Annotated in this window: 13 protein-coding genes; 5 read left to right on the forward strand and 8 right to left on the reverse strand. The window is 64.7% G+C overall.

What is annotated here, in order from left to right; translation table 11 throughout:
• Positions 1-455: 455 nt before the first annotated feature.
• Positions 456-1,097, reverse strand: a complete 642-nt coding sequence (gene msrQ / locus H7F16_RS10565) for a protein-methionine-sulfoxide reductase heme-binding subunit MsrQ (protein ID WP_185797576.1) — start codon at positions 1,095-1,097, stop codon at positions 456-458.
• Positions 1,066-1,974 (reverse strand): protein-methionine-sulfoxide reductase catalytic subunit MsrP, encoded by a 909-nt coding sequence (gene msrP, locus H7F16_RS10570; RefSeq protein ID WP_185797577.1) that lies wholly within the window; start codon positions 1,972-1,974, stop codon positions 1,066-1,068. Before msrP ends, msrQ begins: the two co-directional genes overlap by 32 nt.
• A gap of 283 nt (positions 1,975-2,257) precedes the next feature.
• On the opposite strand from msrP, the gene H7F16_RS10575 reads away from it, so the two are divergent.
• Positions 2,258-2,746: a fasciclin domain-containing protein gene (locus tag H7F16_RS10575; protein WP_185797578.1), complete on the forward strand. Its 489-nt coding sequence runs from the start codon at positions 2,258-2,260 to the stop codon at positions 2,744-2,746.
• A gap of 67 nt (positions 2,747-2,813) precedes the next feature.
• Here H7F16_RS10575 and clpB read toward each other — a convergent pair whose 3' ends face one another.
• The 5 genes from clpB to H7F16_RS10600 all read right to left on the reverse strand — a co-directional run bounded on the left by clpB (position 2,814) and on the right by H7F16_RS10600 (position 8,788).
• Positions 2,814-5,426: an ATP-dependent chaperone ClpB gene (gene clpB / locus H7F16_RS10580; protein WP_185797579.1), complete on the reverse strand. Its 2,613-nt coding sequence runs from the start codon at positions 5,424-5,426 to the stop codon at positions 2,814-2,816.
• A 174-nt stretch (positions 5,427-5,600) separates the two neighbouring features.
• Entirely contained in the window at positions 5,601-6,419 is an 819-nt protein-coding gene (locus H7F16_RS10585) for a TolB-like translocation protein (RefSeq protein ID WP_185797580.1), read from the reverse strand.
• Complete coding sequence (locus H7F16_RS10590; RefSeq protein ID WP_185797581.1) at positions 6,416-7,189, reverse strand: hypothetical protein; 774 nt, start codon at positions 7,187-7,189, stop codon at positions 6,416-6,418. The genes H7F16_RS10585 and H7F16_RS10590 overlap by 4 nt, the downstream gene beginning before the upstream one ends.
• Positions 7,190-7,191: 2 nt before the next feature.
• On the reverse strand, positions 7,192-7,905 hold the full coding sequence (locus H7F16_RS10595) for a copper homeostasis protein CutC (protein ID WP_185797582.1): 714 nt from the start codon (positions 7,903-7,905) through the stop codon (positions 7,192-7,194).
• Positions 7,898-8,788 (reverse strand): ROK family protein, encoded by an 891-nt coding sequence (locus H7F16_RS10600; protein WP_185797583.1) that lies wholly within the window; start codon positions 8,786-8,788, stop codon positions 7,898-7,900. Before H7F16_RS10600 ends, H7F16_RS10595 begins: the two co-directional genes overlap by 8 nt.
• 99 nt (positions 8,789-8,887) lie before the next feature.
• On the opposite strand from H7F16_RS10600, the gene pyrF reads away from it, so the two are divergent.
• Positions 8,888-9,577: an orotidine-5'-phosphate decarboxylase gene (pyrF, locus tag H7F16_RS10605; RefSeq protein WP_185797584.1), complete on the forward strand. Its 690-nt coding sequence runs from the start codon at positions 8,888-8,890 to the stop codon at positions 9,575-9,577.
• Positions 9,578-9,605: 28 nt separating this feature from the next.
• Here pyrF and H7F16_RS10610 read toward each other — a convergent pair whose 3' ends face one another.
• Positions 9,606-10,835 (reverse strand): UbiH/UbiF/VisC/COQ6 family ubiquinone biosynthesis hydroxylase, encoded by a 1,230-nt coding sequence (locus H7F16_RS10610; RefSeq protein ID WP_185797585.1) that lies wholly within the window; start codon positions 10,833-10,835, stop codon positions 9,606-9,608.
• Positions 10,836-10,915: 80 nt separating this feature from the next.
• On the opposite strand from H7F16_RS10610, the gene H7F16_RS10615 reads away from it, so the two are divergent.
• From H7F16_RS10615 to H7F16_RS10625, 3 genes are all read left to right on the forward strand, one after another.
• Positions 10,916-12,247, forward strand: a complete 1,332-nt coding sequence (locus H7F16_RS10615) for an amidase (protein ID WP_185797586.1) — start codon at positions 10,916-10,918, stop codon at positions 12,245-12,247.
• Between the two features lie 125 nt (positions 12,248-12,372).
• Positions 12,373-13,551 (forward strand): aminotransferase class I/II-fold pyridoxal phosphate-dependent enzyme, encoded by a 1,179-nt coding sequence (locus H7F16_RS10620; RefSeq protein WP_185797587.1) that lies wholly within the window; start codon positions 12,373-12,375, stop codon positions 13,549-13,551.
• Positions 13,552-13,563: 12 nt separating this feature from the next.
• Positions 13,564-16,542: a DNA translocase FtsK gene (locus H7F16_RS10625; protein WP_185797588.1), complete on the forward strand. Its 2,979-nt coding sequence runs from the start codon at positions 13,564-13,566 to the stop codon at positions 16,540-16,542.
• The last annotated feature ends 75 nt before the right edge of the window (positions 16,543-16,617 follow it).

The following is a 16,617-nucleotide window of genomic DNA, read 5'->3' on the forward strand; positions in this document are numbered from 1 at the left end:
CAAACCGTGAAGCTGACACTCACATCATCGGAACTCGAAAGCCCCTAGTGAGCCGATATGCTGCGATCAGACGCCGATGCGCCCAAACCGCCCGCATATCCCTTCATCAATTCAATTGTCAAAGAGCCATCCAGAGACAAAATTGACCGAAGCGCTAGTTTCCTAGCGATCCTTGTCCGCCGTATCTTCAGATTTTCCGAACCGTTACGGGCGTTCCGCTTTCGCTTCCGGCGCCGTTTCGTTCCGTCACCGTCACGTCTCCGCTTCGGTGAGGCGGTGTTTACGGAAGGGTGTCGGGAGCCGCAAGAGGGAAAAACGAAGAAAGCGCGACTTTTTTCAGAATGGCGGATTTATCCACAAAATCTTGGGCTTGGCGAAACAATCGGCACCAGAACCACGCGACGCCAGCAAGAAAATGTCATCAACCCGTCATGACCGGCCCCCGCCCGGCCAAATCAGGCCGAGACAGGAAGAAAGCGTGCGCGCGCCTTCCATGCGCGGGCGGCAAGCAGCAGGATCGCCGCGCCAAGATAGAGCAAAGGCTCGACCGGCCATGCCTTGACCAGCACCACATAATGCACCGCCCCTGCGAGAACCGCGACATAGGTCAGCTTGTGCAGCCGTCTCCAGGCGGCGGCCCCGAGCCTTTTGACCGAGGCGTTGTTCGAGGTCACGGCCAGCGGAATCATCGCGGCGAAACCGGCCATGCCGATGATGATGTACCAGCGCTTGACCAGATCGTTGGCCATTTCGCTCCAGCGCAATCCCATGTCGAGAACGACCCAGGCCGACAGGTGCATCGCAATATAGAAAAAGGCGACAAGCCCGACGGCGCGGCGGAATTTCATAAGGTTGAGGCCGAACCAGCGCAAGGGCGTGATGACCAGACCGCCGATCAGGAACTGAAGCCCCAACTCGCCCAAGCGCAGTTCGATGGCCTTGACCGGATCGGCCCCGAGACCGCCTGTCACGGCCAGCCAGACGATCCAGAGGAAAGGCAGCACGCCGGCAAGATAGACAGCCCATGTCGGCAGGCGGCGGAACAGTTGGTTGAGAGACTCCACCTCAGAAATCCTTGGACAGGTCTTGGCCGGCATAGAGCGAGGCCACCTGCTCTTCGTAGCCGTTGAACATCAGCGTATCCTGACGGCCGGCGAAAAGCCCCGCCCCGACGCGGCGTTCCGAGGCCTGCGACCAGCGCGGATGGTCGACCGTGGGGTTCACGTTGGAATAGAAGCCGTATTCGCTGGGCTGCAACATGTTCCAGGTGGTTTGCGGCATGCTGTCGGTCAGGCTGATCTTGACGATGCTCTTGATCGACTTGAACCCGTATTTCCACGGCACGACCAGACGGATCGGCGCGCCGTTCTGCTTGGGCATCTCTTCCCCGTAAAGGCCCGTCGCCAGAATCGTCAGCGGATGCATGGCTTCGTCAAGGCGAAGCCCCTCGCGGTAGGGCCATTCGAGGATGGGGGATTTCTGGCCGAACATCTCTTCGGGGCGGACAAGGGTTTCGAACGCGACATATTTCGCGCCCGGCTGGACGCCCACGCGGTTCAAGAGACCGGAAAGCTGGAAGCCGATCCACGGCACGACCATCGACCAGGCCTCGACGCAGCGGAAACGGTAGATGCGCTCTTCGAGCGGCTGCCCTGACAGCACATCGGCAAGGTCATAGGTGCCGGGCTTGTCGACCATGCCGTCGATGGTGATCGACCACGGGTCGGTGGTCAGCGCGGCGGCGTTGGCGGCAGGATCTTCCTTGCCGGTGCCGAATTCGTAGAAATTGTTGTAGGTGGTGATCTCTTCGAATGTGTTCGGCGTGTCGCTGATCGACAGCGGGCTTTTCGCGGCTTCGATCTTGGCCAGCGCGGGCGAGGCGAATGCGGCGGCCCCCGCCGAGGCGATCAATTGGCGACGGTTGAGCCAGAGCGGCTTGGGCGTCACATCGGACCATGTCAGGCGCTTGGGCATCGTTCGTCCTCCTTTGGGGGTCGCTATGCAGAAAGTGACAGGATTTGCCGGAAAAGCAAAATGCCCGTCCCACTTTGGCAATACGGGTGAACCCTAGGGTTGGTTTCATTCACGCGCGATAAAACATGCTCGCGGTCTTGTGTCTAGAAATTGGCCGGAGGCGCGGCTTAGTGCGCAGGCGGATGCAAGCAACGGCTGTTAACATGAATGTCAGACTCATCCATTGGTTGCCGTGAGGACGTAGCACTTACGCCAATGACGGCATTCATGGGAGTGACACCATATGATCCGCAGAACCTTTCTTGCACTGACCACCGCCACCACGCTGTTCGCCGGGCAAGCCTTTGCCGAAGCGCATTCCAAGGACATCGTCGACACCGCCATCGGTGCAGGCAACTTCACCACGCTGGTTGCCGCTGTGGAAGCGGCCGGTCTGGTCGAAACGCTGAAGGGCGCAGGCCCGTTCACCGTCTTCGCTCCGACCGATGCGGCCTTTGCAGCACTGCCCGCCGGAACGGTGGAAGACCTGCTCAAGCCCGAGAACAAGGACAAGCTGGTTGCGATCCTGACCTATCACGTCGTTCCCGGCAAGGTCATGTCGACCGACCTAACCGAAGGCATGACCGCGGCGACCGTGCAGGGCGCGAACGTCACGATCACGCTGGAAGGCGGGGCCAAAGTGAACGGCGCGCCGATCTCGACCGCCGATATCGAGGCGACGAACGGCGTGATCCATGTGATCGACCAGGTCATCCTGCCGCCGGAAGGCTGATATCCTGATCCGATGACGGAAAAGGCCCCCCGGAGCGATCCGGGGGGCCTTTTTGTCTGTTCGCCCTTCAGTGGACGACCGCCTGCACGGGCCGTTCACGGCGCGAGGCGCTGACGCGGTCGCCGATGATAAGCCCCTCGGGTCCGGCGGTGACGCGGATGGTGGCCCCGTCAAGAACATCGCCCGACAGGATCATCTCGGCCAACTGGTCTTGCAGATGGCGCTGGATCACCCGTTTCAGCGGACGCGCGCCAAAGACCGGATCGTAGCCTTCGTCGGCCAGCCAGTCCTTGGCATCCTTGGTCAGATCGAGCGTGATCTTGCGCGATGCAAGGCGGGCTTCCAGACGTTTCATCTGGATGTCGACGATGGCCCCCATATCCCCGCGCCCCAGACGGTCGAATATGATGGTTTCATCCAGACGGTTCAGGAACTCGGGGCGGAAGTGTCCGCGCACCGCCTCCATCACCTCGCGCTTGGCCTCCGAGGCATCTGCGCCATCGGGCAGTTGCGACAGCGCATAGGCACCGAGGTTCGAGGTCAGGATGATCAGCGTCTGCTTGAAATCGACGGTGCGGCCATGACCGTCGGTCAGGATGCCGTCGTCGAGCACTTGCAAAAGCACGTTGAACACGTCGGGGTGGGCTTTCTCGACCTCGTCGAACAGGATCACCTGATAGGGGCGGCGACGGACGGCTTCGGTCAGCACGCCGCCTTCGTCATAGCCGACATAGCCGGGGGGCGCGCCGATCAGGCGGGCCACGGCGTGTTTCTCCATGAACTCGGACATGTCGATGCGGACCATCGCGTTCTCGTCGTCGAACAGATAGGCCGCGACAGCCTTGGTCAGTTCGGTTTTCCCCACGCCGGTCGGGCCGAGGAACAGGAACGACCCGAGCGGGCGGTTTTCGTCGTTCAGCCCGGCGCGGGCGCGGCGGACGGCGTTGGCCACGGCGGTAACCGCCTGACGCTGGCCGATGACGCGTTTGCCAAGCTCTTCCTCCATGCGCAGCAGCTTGTCCTTTTCACCCTCGAGCATCTTGGTCGTGGGAATGCCTGTCCAGCGTTCCACCACCTCGGCGATCTGTTCGGGGCGCACGGCTTCGGCAACAAGGGCTTCGCCTTCGCGGGCTTCGGCATCGGCAAGCTGCTTTTCCAGCGCCGGAATGCGGCCGTATTGCAGTTCGCCGGCCTTGGCAAAGTCACCCTCGCGCTTGGCCTGCTCAAGCTCGGCGCGGGCGCGGTCGAGCTGTTCTTTCAGGTCGCGCGCCGCTTCAAGGCTATCGCGTTCGGCCTGCCATTTGGCGGTCATTTCGGCCGAGCGTTCCAGAAGTTCGGCAAGCTCTTTCTCAAGCTTTTCCAGCCGGTCCTTCGAGGCCGCGTCATCCTCTTTCTTCAAGGCTTCGGATTCGATCTGGCTTTGCAGGATCTGGCGGTCAAGCGCGTCGAGTTCCTCGGGTTTGCTGTCCACTTCCATCCGCAGGCGGCTGGCCGCTTCGTCGATCAGGTCGATCGCCTTGTCCGGCAGGAAGCGGTCGGTGATGTAGCGGTGCGACAGCGTGGCCGCCGCGACGAGTGCCGAATCCGAGATGCGCACCCCGTGGTGGAGTTCGTATTTCTCCTTGATCCCGCGCAGGATCGAGATCGTATCCTCGACCGTCGGTTCGTTCACCATCACCGGCTGGAAGCGGCGGGCGAGGGCTGCGTCTTTCTCCACATATTTGCGGTATTCGTCGAGTGTGGTGGCACCGACGCAATGCAGTTCGCCCCGTGCAAGCGCGGGTTTGATCAGGTTGGCGGCATCCATCGCCCCTTCAGAGGCGCCCGCACCGACAAGGGTGTGCATCTCGTCGATGAAAAGGATGATCTCGCCATTGGCGCCCGTCACCTCGGACAGGATGGCTTTCAGCCGTTCCTCGAATTCGCCGCGATACTTGGCGCCCGCGATCAGCGAACCCATGTCGAGAGCCATGAGCTTCTTGTTGCGCAGGCTTTCCGGCACATCGCCGTTGACGATGCGCAGGGCCAGACCCTCGGCGATTGCGGTCTTGCCGACGCCGGGTTCGCCGATGAGAACCGGGTTGTTCTTGGTGCGGCGCGACAGGACCTGCATCGTGCGGCGGATTTCGTCGTCACGGCCGATGATGGGGTCGATCTTGCCTTCGGCGGCCGCTTCGGTCAGGTCGCGGGCGTATTTCTTCAGGGCGTCGTAGCCGGCTTCGGCGCTTGCCGTGTCGGCGGTGCGGCCCTTGCGGATGTCGTTGATCGCAGCGTTCAGTTTCTGGGCGGAAACGGCGCCGGCATCGAGCGCGTCCTTGGCCTTGCCGGGAACCATCGCCAGCGCCATGAGGATACGTTCCACCGGAACGAAGCTGTCGCCCGCTTTCTTTGCCAGCTTTTCGGATTCATCCAGAACCTTGACCAGACCGGGGTCCATGAAGGGTTGGGCATCGCCCGTCACCTTGGGCATCTTGCCCAGAGACAGGGCAACCGCCTCGGACACGCGGGCGGGTTCGCCCCCGGCGCGGCGGATCAGGTTGGACGCCAACCCTTGGTCATCATCCATGATGGCTTTGAGCAGATGCTCGGGGGCAAGCCGCTGGTGGCTTTCCCGAACGGCGATGGTTTGCGCGGCTTGCAGGAACCCGCGCGAGCGTTCCGTGAACTTTTCAAGGTTCATCGGCAAATCTCCTTTTCTAAAGCACCGCTTGTGGACGCCCTGAAAAGGCACGCCCGCTTCGGCCTTGAGCCAAAGATGGGGCGGCATCCGGCCCGTTGCAAGACCGCTGGTTTCATACTCGTCCAAATATCCGCGGGGGGGCCGCGCAAGGCGCGGCGGGGGCGGCAGCCCCCTTCACCCGTAGTGGACAAAGGCAAAGGCCGATCCGTCGGGCGCCCAGTTCGGCACGTTCATGGTGCCCTGCCCGCCGGTGAATTCCATGATGCGGCGGCGGTCGGTGCCATCGGGGCGGCACAGGACAAGCGCAACCGGCAAGTCGCGCGGGTGGCCAAGCGTGCCTGCGGGATAGGCAAGGTAGAGTAGGTGTTTGCCACAGGGTGACGGATGGGGGAACCAGTTGACGCAGTCGTCGGCGAAAAGTTTGCGCTGGTCGGTTCCGTCCGCCTTCATCACCCAGATTTGCGCGTGCCCGTCACGGTCGCAGTTGTAATAGATAAGGCTGCCATCGGCGGAATAGTCGGGGCCGTCGCAATGCCCCTCGCCCCGTGTCAGCCGGGTTTCCGCGCCGCCCGCCACGGGGATCGTATAGACATCGATCACGCGGCTGCCGCGCGCGGCGACATAGGCCAGCGTCTTTCCATCGGGCGACCAGCCGTGCCACCAACTTGGCGCGGCCGGAGAGATCAGGCGGGGGGTGCCGCCGCCTGCGGGCATCAGGAAGATTTCCGAGCCGCTCTCGCGGTGGTGCGACAGGGCGATCAGGCTGCCATCGGGGGAAATGCCGTGGTCGTTGTTGCATTTCACGGCAAAACCCGTGTCGACGGGCACCAGCGCGGGCGCGTCGAGCGGGACGCGGAACAGGCGGCCATCGCCGTTGACCAGCAGCGATGCGCCCGACGGGTCCCAGTTCGGTGCCTCGATCAGGCGGTCGGTTTGCAGCACCACGCGGGCGCTGTTCGTGCCGACTGTCCAGATCATCAGCGCCGATGTCACGGGCGCTCCTTTGCTTTCAAAAGCTTGGCGGGGCGCAGGGCTTCGGCCTGTTTCATCAGGCTGAAGGTCTGGTTCACGTAATTCACCACGCCCGAGATCTTTTCCATATAGGCCGTCAGCTCGGGGGTCTTTTCCGCCTCGACCATCTGCACGGGGCGGTCGGGGCCGTCATGTTCGAACTGGCAGTAGAACAGCGGCTCGCCGCGCTTCAGGATCAGGTCGCGGTCGGTGTCGTGCCATTCAAAGGCCCACATCAGCGGGCGCGGCCAAAGCGAGAGCGGAAAGCGCCCGCCAAAGATCGTGCCGGGAAGCGGGTCGCGGCGGTAATGGGCAAAGGTGCCGATCTGCGTCAGCCAGACGGGTTCGTCGGCAATGAAGCAATAGGGCAGCGACAGTTGCACCGTGGGGCGGTCGGGAAAGCGCCATTCCGGTTCCGAGACCAGCGTCAGCACCTCGCCCAGCTTGTTGCCACGGATGGGCGATGCGGTTCCGGCGCGGTTGACCAGCAACGCCTTGCCCTTGTCATCACGGGAAAAGCCGATGTGCAGATCGAAGGGGCATTTCACCACGAAGTAGCGGCTTTCCATCTGGATGACCGCAGGGCAGCGGCTGGCGCTTTTGGCATGGGTGCGGTTGGGCGGGCGCGACACAAGCCGTTCGGGCGGGTCGTAAAGCACCGCGCCCTTGTCCTGCGTCAGGAACCAGCCCACCTGCACGGGGCCAGAGCGGGGGCCGTCTTCGGGGCGGTCGTATGTGATGTTGATCTGCACCGTTACTCCTTGAGCGCCTGTTTCAGCGCCCGCACTTGGTCTGCCGATGTGTCGCGCCGATGCGCGGGGCCGAAGCCGAAGGCGGCGACGGCGGGGTCTTCCTCTGTGGCGAGTGAACAGGAGGCATGGAGTTCGCACAAGCCCGCAGCGGTGAAGAGGGGCGCGTTTTGCGGCATGATGCCGCCGCCCGCAAGAAGGATGATGCGGCCAGCGGCCTGGATGTGCAGGCGTGCGATGAGGGCGATGCCTTGGGGTGCTGTCGCGGCTTGGCCCGAGGTGAGAATGCGCCTGAAGCCCAGCGCGATGGCCTTTTCGAGCGCGGCGAAAGGGTCGGGCGTCAGGTCAAAGCAGCGGTGGAGGGTGGTTTCCATGCCCCGCGCTTCGTCCATGAGCGTGGCAAGGGTGTCGGTGTCGAGCGACCCGTCGGGATTGGATGCGCCAAGGACGACACCCGCAAGGCCCGCGCTGCGGATGGCGGCAATCTCGTGCCGCATGGCGCGGGTTTCGGCGCGGGTCCAGACAAAGCCGCCCGCGCGGGGGCGGATCATGGCAAGGACGGGGCGGGGTGCGCTGCGGGCGGCTTCGATCAGCCCCGCCGAAGGGGTCAGCCCGCCGAGCGCGAGCGCCGCGCACAGCTCGATCCTGTCAGCCCCGCCTTCGATGGCGGCTTGCAGCCCGTCGGGCGTATCGACGCAGACTTCCAGAAGCCTAGCCAAAGGCGGCGGCCCCCGCTTCGGCGGCACCGATCAGGCCGGGTTCGATGCGGCATTGCGCGGGGACGACCAAGGGGCGGTCGGTCTGGCGCAGGATCATGCCGCGCACGGCTGTATCGAGCGTTGCGACCAAAGCCGTGACATTCGACAGACCCCCGCCCACAGGCACGATGGACGCGCCGACCGTATTCAGAACCATCGCAAGCGGCGGGGCGATAAGGGCCGTCCAGACCTTGACGGTTTTGGTCGCCCTCACCTCGCCCGCTTGCCAGTCGGTCAGGATGGCGGGGGCCAAAGCCTCGACCCCGTGCAGGGTGCGGTAAAGTTTCTCGATCCCGCGCGCGCTGCAAACGGCATCGATGCAGCCCGTCAGACCGCAGCCGCAGGGGTATTCGGGCAGGGTGACGCCTTCGACCTGCGTCTTGGCAACGGGGCCGTGGCCCCATTCGCCCGCAAAGCCGCCCGGACCGCTGACGAGCTTGCCGTCGATCACCAGCCCGCCGCCGACCCCTGTGCCGAGGATGACGCCAAAGACATTGCGATGCCCCTGCCCCGCGCCCTGTCTCGCCTCGGCCAGTGCGAAGCAATCGGCATCGTTGAGGATGAGCGTGGGCAAGCCAAGGGCGGCTTCGATTTCGGGGGCGAGGGCGCGGTGATCGGCGCAGGGAATGTTGGCGACGCGGATGCGCTGGCTGTCGGGATCGACGACCCCGGCGATCGAGATCGAAACGGCGCGGTGTCCGGGGGCGCGGTAACTGCGCAGCGCGGCAAGGAAGGCTGCGAAATCGGCGGTGGGGGTGGGCGTGTCGCCCAAAGGTGTCACGGTGCCACCCGTGGCGCTTGCGGCCTTGATCCGGCTTCCGCCGATGTCGAAACAGAGGATCATCTGCACCTATCCCTTTGCCGCGATCCTAGCGGCAGTCTTGTGCTGTTGACAGGGGGGCGATGCCGCCGCACTACGCCTGCGGCTTTTATGGAGACTGACATGTCGGATGACCGCCTGATCGTTGCCCTTGATGTGCCGAACGTGGTGCAGGGGTTGGAACTGGCCCAGCGCATCGGCGATGCGGCAAGCTTTTACAAGATCGGGCTGGGAATGCTGACCGGCGGCGGCCTTGCGCTGGCGAACGAGCTGAAGGGCGAGATGGGAAAGCGCATCTTCCTTGATATGAAATTCTTCGACATCGGGGCCACGGTCGAGGCGGCCGTGCGCGGCGTGGCGCGTTACGACCTCGACTTCCTGACGGTGCATGGCGACCCGCAGGTGGTGCGCGCGGCGGCCGAGGGCAAGGGCGGGACGGGGTTGAAGATTCTGGCGGTGACGGTGCTGACCTCGCTCGACCGTGCGGACCTTGATGCCAATATGATCAAGGCCGGGGATATCCGCGAGATCACGCTCGAGCGGGCGGCACGGGCGCTCGAGGCGGGGGCGGATGGGGTGATTGCCAGCCCGCAAGAGGCCGCGCTGATACGCGCGCTGCCGCAAGCCAAGGGCAAGCTGATCGTGACGCCGGGGGTCCGGCCTGCGGGTGCGGCGCTGGGCGACCAGAAGCGCGTGGCAACGCCGTGGCAGGCGATCACGGACGGGGCAGACCATATCGTCGTGGGCCGTCCGATCTGGCAGGCGGCAGACCCGGCCGCCGCCGCGCGTGCGGTGATTGCCGAACTGCCCTAAGGAAGAATTGGCCTAAGGAAGAACTGGCCTAGATCGGCTTTCCCGCCAGCAGGCGCGGCAGGTCGCCGTTCAGCCCCGCCGCCTGACGGATGAAACCGCGACGCAGGGCAGGGATGCGGTTCACGAGGCCAAGGCCAAGGTCGCGCCCTGCCCGCAGGATCGGGTTGTCGTTCGAGAAGATGCGGTTGACCGTGTCCATGCCCAGCGCAAGTGCCGTGGAATCGAACCGTCGCCAGCGTTGATAGGCATCAAGCGTGGTGGCGGAACCGATATCCTCGCCGCGCCGTGCCGCTTCGATCACGACCTGTGCCAAGGCGCCGACATCGCGCAGGCCAAGGTTCAGCCCCTGCCCTGCAATGGGATGCACGCCGTGGGCGGCATCACCCACCAAGGCCACGCGGGGGGCGATGAAGGTTTCGGCCAGGGACAGCGACAGCGGATAGGTAAAGCGATCTCCGGCAAGTTCGATGGGGCCGAGAAAGTCACCGAAGCGCGGGCGCAGGGCGGCAAGATAGTCGGCATCCGACAGCGCCTGTATGGCCTTGGCGTTCTGTTCCGTCTCGCTCCAGACGATGCTGGAATGGTGGCCGCCCGCAAGCGGCAGAATCGCAAGCGGGCCTTCGGGCATGAAGAACTGGTGCGCGATGCCGTGGTGGTCTTTTTCGTGGCTGATCGCGGTGACAAGTGCTGTCTGCCCGTAGCCCCAGCCGATGCGCTTGATGCCCGCGCGCGTGGCCGTGCCGCTGCCACGGCCGTCGCAGCCGACAAGCAGGCGGCCGCGCAGCGTCTGGCCCGAGTTCAGGGTGATCGTCACGCCCGATGCGTCGACCGATTGGCCGGTTACGGTCTGGCCCGACAGAAGGGTGATTTTCGGATGCGCCTGCATGGCGGACAGGAAGGCTGCGTAAAGGTGCCGGTCTTCGAGCAGGAAGCCCATCGGCCCCTCCTCGATCTCGGCGGCGTCGAAGGTCAGGAAAAAGGGGGCTGGCCCCTGCCCTGCCAGACCGTCGCTTGCCTTGATCTGGTGGATCGGCTGCGCCTTGTCGCCTACCAACGGCCAGATGCCGATTCCTTGCAGAAGGCGCCGCGAGGCGATGGCAAGGGCATAGGCGCGCCCGTCAAAGCCCGCTTCGGCCCGCGCGGGGGCAGGGCGGGCATCGACGACGGTCACCGACAGCCCGCCGTTTGCAAGCGCAAGGGCAAGTGCGGGGCCGTTCAGGCCACCCCCGGCGATCAGGATATCTGCATCTATTGTCATGCGCCCAATATGGCCGCCAAGGCGGGATTGTCCATGCGCCGCTCTGCCGCTACCGTTCGGGAAACCAACGGGGACGACCGATGAGCAGAACCTGGCTGAATATGCGGGCCGCCGAACTGGGGCGCGAGATCGGGGCGGGGCGGATCAACCCCGTGGACCTGACCGAAATGTTCCTCGATTCCATCGCGGCGCATCCCTTGGCCGAGCGGATCTATGCCCGCACCACCCCCGCAAGGGCGCGGGCCGAGGCGATGGCCGCGACCACGCGGGCGCGGCGGGGATGGCGGCACGGGTTGCTCGACGGGGTTCCGATCAGCTGGAAAGACCTGTTCGATACGGCGGATGTGGCGACCGAGGCGGGGTCGGCTCTGCTGCGCAACCGCATTCCCAAGCGCGACGCCGAGGTGTTGGGGGTTGCGACGCAAGGGGGCCTTGTCTGCCTTGGCAAGACGCATATGAGCGAGCTTGCCTTTTCCGGCCTTGGCCTGAACCCCGTCACCGCAACGCCGCCCTGCATCAATGACGAGGATGCGGTTTCGGGGGGGTCGTCTTCGGGGGCTGCGGCATCGGTGGCCTATGGGCTGGCCCCTGCGGCGATCGGGTCGGATACGGGCGGGTCGGTGCGGATACCGGCAGCGTGGAACGATCTGGTCGGGTTGAAGACCAGCGCGGGGCGGCTGTCGCTGCGGGGTGTCGTGCCGTTGTGCGAAACCTTTGACACGGTGGGGCCGTTGGCGAAATCGGTCGAGGATTGCGCGCTGCTCCTCGCCGCGATGGAGGGGAGCAGACCCACCGACCTGAGCGGGGCTACACTGGCCGGAACGCGGATGCTTGTGCTTGAGACCGTGGCGCTGGACGACCTGCGCGAGGGGCCGGAGCGCGGTTTTGACGATGCGGTCAGCCGGTTCAGCGGCGCGGGCGCGCGGATCGAGAGGGCAAAAGCCCCCGAGGTGGCCGAGGCGATGGCCCTGGCCGGGCGTCTTTTCGCGACCGAAGCCTATGGCATATGGCGCGACACCATCGAGGCCGCGCCGGACAAGATGTTTCCCCGCATTCTCGAACGCTTCCGGTCGGGCGAAGAGGTCAGCGCGCCCGACTATGTCGCGGCTTGGCGGCGGCTGGAGCAGTTGCGCCGCATCTGGGCCGAGCGCGTGGCGGGCTATGACGCCGTGCTGGTGCCGACCTCGCCCATCCTGCCGCCCCATGCCGAGCGGTTGATGACGGATCAGGATTATTACGTCACCGAAAACCTTCTGGCGCTGCGCAATACGCGGATCGGCAACCTGATGGGGCTATGCGCGTTGACGCTGCCGACGATCGAGCCAAGCTGCGGCGTGTCCCTCATGGCGGGGTCGATGGCCGAGGAACGGCTGCTGCGGCTGGGTGTGGCGGCCGAAAAGGCGCTGCGCTAGGGGCGCAAAAGCCACAAATCTTGTGCTCAAGCTGCGGTTGATACAGGCTTTTTCTGGACCGCCGCCATTCACTTGGCTATCGTGGCCATCAAACGGGGCGATACGACCCCGGGTATGAGGCATGTATGGCGTTTCCTGAGCGGTTTCAAAGCCTGCCGGATTATGCATTTCCGCGTCTGCGGAAGTTGCTCGACCCGCATAAGCCGGGGGCCGAGCCCATTGCCATGACCATCGGCGAACCGCGCCACCCGATGCCCTCCTTTGTGGCCGAGGTGATGGCGGCGAATATTGCGGGCTTCGCGGTCTATCCGCCCAATGACGGCACGCCGGAACTGCTGGCGGCGATTTCGGGCTGGATCGCGCGGCGTTACGGGGTTGCGCTGGGCGAAGAGCGGCTGATGGTGCTGAACGGGACGCGCGAAGGTCTGTTCAACGCCGCCGTAGCACTGTGCCCCGAAACCAAGAACGGCAAGAAGCCCGTCGTGCTGATGCCGAACCCGTTCTATCAGGTTTACGCGGTGGCCGCTTTGGCGATGGGGGCAGAGCCTGTCTATGTGCCCGCCACGGCAGCGACGGGGTTTCTGCCCGATTACGCCAGCCTTCCGGCCGATGTGCTGGACCGTGTGGCGATTGCCTATCTGTGTTCGCCCGCCAATCCGCAGGGGGCGATTGCTTCGCGCGGTTATCTAGCGGACTTGCTGCGATTGGCTGAAAAGCACGATTTCAGGGTTTTCTCGGACGAATGCTATTCCGAGATCTGGCGTGTCGCGCCGCCCGTGGGTGCGCTTCAGGTCGCTGCCGAGATCGGGGCCGACCCGGAACGTGTCGCGGTGTTCCATTCGCTCTCCAAGCGGTCGAACCTGCCGGGGCTGCGGTCGGGGTTCGTCGCGGGGGGTGTGGAAAGCATCGCCCGCATCCGCAAGCTGCGGTCCTTTGCCGGTGCGCCGCTGCCCCTGCCCGTTCAACGGGTGAGCGAGCGGGCTTGGGCAGACGAGGCGCATGTGGACGAGAACCTTGCGCTTTATCAGGAAAAGTTCCGCATCGCGGACGAGGTGTTTGCCGGCGTGCAGGGGTTCCAGAACCCCGAAGGCGGGTTCTTCCTGTGGCTTCCGGTCGATGACGGCGAGGCCGCGGCCTTGACGCTGTGGAAAGAGACAGGCGTGCGGGTGCTTCCCGGAGCGTATCTGTCACGCGATGCCGGGGGGGATAACCCCGGCAAGGGTTATATCAGGGTCGCCCTTGTGGCGCCCAAAGACGAAATGCAGCGCGGGCTGATCAAGCTCCGCGACTGTCTGTACGGGTAAGGGACGGGCAAGATGGCATCCTATCAGGCACGGCAGCGCGATCCGCTTCTGGACCAGAACATGCAGGCGATGCTGGAACGGCGCGGGCGCGAATTGATCGGCATTGTGCTGGTCGGCGTGGCGCTGCTGTTCGCGCTGATGCTGTGGAGCTATTCGCCGGAGGATCCGGGCTGGATGGTGGCAACGGACGAACCGGCCAAGAACTTGCTTGGACGTTTCGGCGCGGCGCTGGCCTCGACGCTGATTATCATCGGCGGCAAGGGAACCTGGGCGATTCCGGTGATCCTTGGCGCTTGGGGGCTGCGGTTTACGCTGCATCGCGGGGCCGAACGGGCGCTGGGGCGCATCGTATTTGCCGTGATCGCGGTGGCGATGTGTTCGGTCTATGCGGCATCGCTGGTGCCGGGGGCGGATTGGCCGCATTCCTTTGGCCTTGGCGGGCTGTTCGGCGATACGGTGCTGGGCGCGCTGATCGGGATGGTTCCGGGCGGGGCCGGGTTCGGGCTGAAGCTTGTGTCGCTCCTGATGGGTTTCGGCGTGCTGGCGATGATGCTGTTCGTGACCGGATTCGATGCCCGCGAGGTGCGGGTGATCCTGCGGTTCCTGATGGTCGGGTCGGTGATCTGCTACAACGCCGCGCTGAACCTTGCGGGAAGCGGCGCCAAGACCACCGCGCGGGCCGCGCAGACGATGCAGGAACGGCGGCGGGCGGCAGGGACCGATCCGCGCCGTGTGGACGACACGCCGCGCCCGCGCCGCGCCGGAGAGCCGCCGCTGGATGCACGGCGCGACACCGCGCCCGAATGGGGCCGGCCGACGCAACTGCGCGCCGATCCGCGCTATGGCGCAACCCTTGCCGAGGCACCGCATTACGCGCCACCCAAGGAAAAACAGGGGCTTCTGTCGCGCGTGCCCGGCCTGATGCGGCGCACGGTCGAACCCGAACCCGAGCTGGTCGAGCAGGAACCACTGGACTACGGCGATGATTTCCGCCCCGACGAGGATCGTATCAAGGCGCGGATTTCCGACGTCATCAAGTCGCGTATCCGGCATCCGAACGGGCCGGTGAACGTGTCGTCGGCGCAAGGTCGGCGCGAGCCTGCGGTGACCCGCCCGAACCGTCCTGTCACACTGGTGGCAGATACGGCGCGCCGCGTGGCCGAACCGCCGCTGTTTGCGGCGGCGCCGGTCGTGGCCCCCGCTGCCGCTTCTGCCTTTGGGCGGATCGTACCGCCGCCGCCGGAACTGCCAGAGGAACTGGACGGGGAAAACCTGTTCCGCGCCGATCTGGACGAGGATTGGTCGCCCGAAACAGATGAGGCCGACGCGGCCGATTTCCCGCCTGCCCCGATGCCGGTGCCGCGGCTTGGTGCTGCCGAACGGCGGCCCGTGGTGCAGCACGGCATGAAGAAGCCCGTCGCGCCATCGCGTCAGGCGATTGCGGAATCGCAGCCGAAACTGCGCTTCGACGACCCTGCGCCCGCCTATGAACTGCCGCCGCTGTCGCTGCTCTCCTCGCCCGAGGGGATCACGCGGCACACGCTTTCGGACGAGGCGCTGGAAGAGAATGCGCGGATGCTTGAATCGGTGCTGGATGACTATGGGGTCAAGGGCGAGATCGTCTCGGTCCGGCCCGGCCCCGTGGTCACGATGTACGAGCTTGAGCCCGCGCCGGGGTTGAAGGCGAGCCGTGTGATCGGGCTGGCCGATGACATCGCGCGGTCGATGTCGGCGCTGTCGGCGCGGGTGTCGACGGTGCCGGGCCGGACGGTGATCGGGATCGAATTGCCCAATGCCGTAAGGGAAAAAGTGGTGCTGCGCGAGATCCTCTCGGCCCGCGATTTCGGCGATTCAAACATGCGGCTGCCGCTTGCGCTTGGTAAGGACATCGGGGGCGAGCCGATCGTGGCGAACCTTGCCAAGATGCCCCACCTGCTGATTGCGGGGACCACCGGGTCGGGCAAGTCGGTTGCCATCAACACCATGATCCTGAGCCTGCTTTACAAGCTGTCGCCGGAAGAATGCCGCCTGATCATGATTGACCCGAAGATGTTGGAACTGTCGGTCTATGACGGGATTCCGCATCTGCTTTCGCCCGTGGTGACCGATCCGAAGAAGGCCGTCGTGGCCCTGAAATGGGTCGTGGGCGAGATGGAAGAGCGGTATCGCAAGATGTCCAAGATGGGCGTGCGCAACATCGAGGGCTATAACGGGCGGGTGCGCGAGGCGCTGGCCAAGGGCGAGATGTTCAAGCGCACGATCCAGACGGGATTTGACGAGGACACGGGCGAGCCGGTCTTCGAGACGGAAGAATTCGCCCCCGTCGCCCTGCCCTATATCGTTGTGATCGTCGACGAGATGGCCGACCTGATGATGGTGGCGGGCAAGGAAATCGAAGCCTGCATTCAACGGCTTGCGCAGATGGCGCGGGCAAGCGGCATCCACCTGATCATGGCGACGCAGCGGCCTTCGGTCGATGTGATCACCGGCACGATCAAGGCGAACTTCCCGACCCGCATCAGCTTCCAAGTGACGTCCAAGATCGACAGCCGGACGATCCTTGGCGAGCAGGGGGCCGAGCAATTGCTGGGCATGGGGGATATGCTTTACATGGCGGGCGGGGCCAAGATCACCCGTATCCACGGCCCCTTTGTCAGCGACGAAGAGGTCGAGGAAATCGTCAATCACCTCAAGAGCTTCGGGCCGCCCGCCTATATGTCGGGCGTGGTCGAAGGGGTCGAGGACGAGCGGGCCGACGACATCGACATGGTGCTGGGGCTGGGTGTCGGAGAGGGCGGGGACGACGCGCTTTACGATCAGGCGGTTGCCATCGTGGCGCGGGACCGGAAGTGTTCGACCAGCTATATCCAGCGCAAGTTGGGGATCGGCTACAACAAGGCGGCGCGGTTGGTCGAGCAGATGGAAGAACAGCAGGTGGTTACCCGCGCGAACCATGTGGGCAAGCGCGAGATTCTGGTGCCCGAGGCCTGACCGGCAAATTCCTTCGAAGGAATTTGCAGACAAGGCCGCCCTTCGGGCGGCCTTGTTTTTATGGGCTTGGCGCGG

Origin of the sequence: Paragemmobacter straminiformis (assembly GCF_014243445.1) — a bacterium.
GTDB classification, from domain to species: Bacteria; Pseudomonadota; Alphaproteobacteria; order Rhodobacterales; family Rhodobacteraceae; genus Paragemmobacter; species Paragemmobacter straminiformis.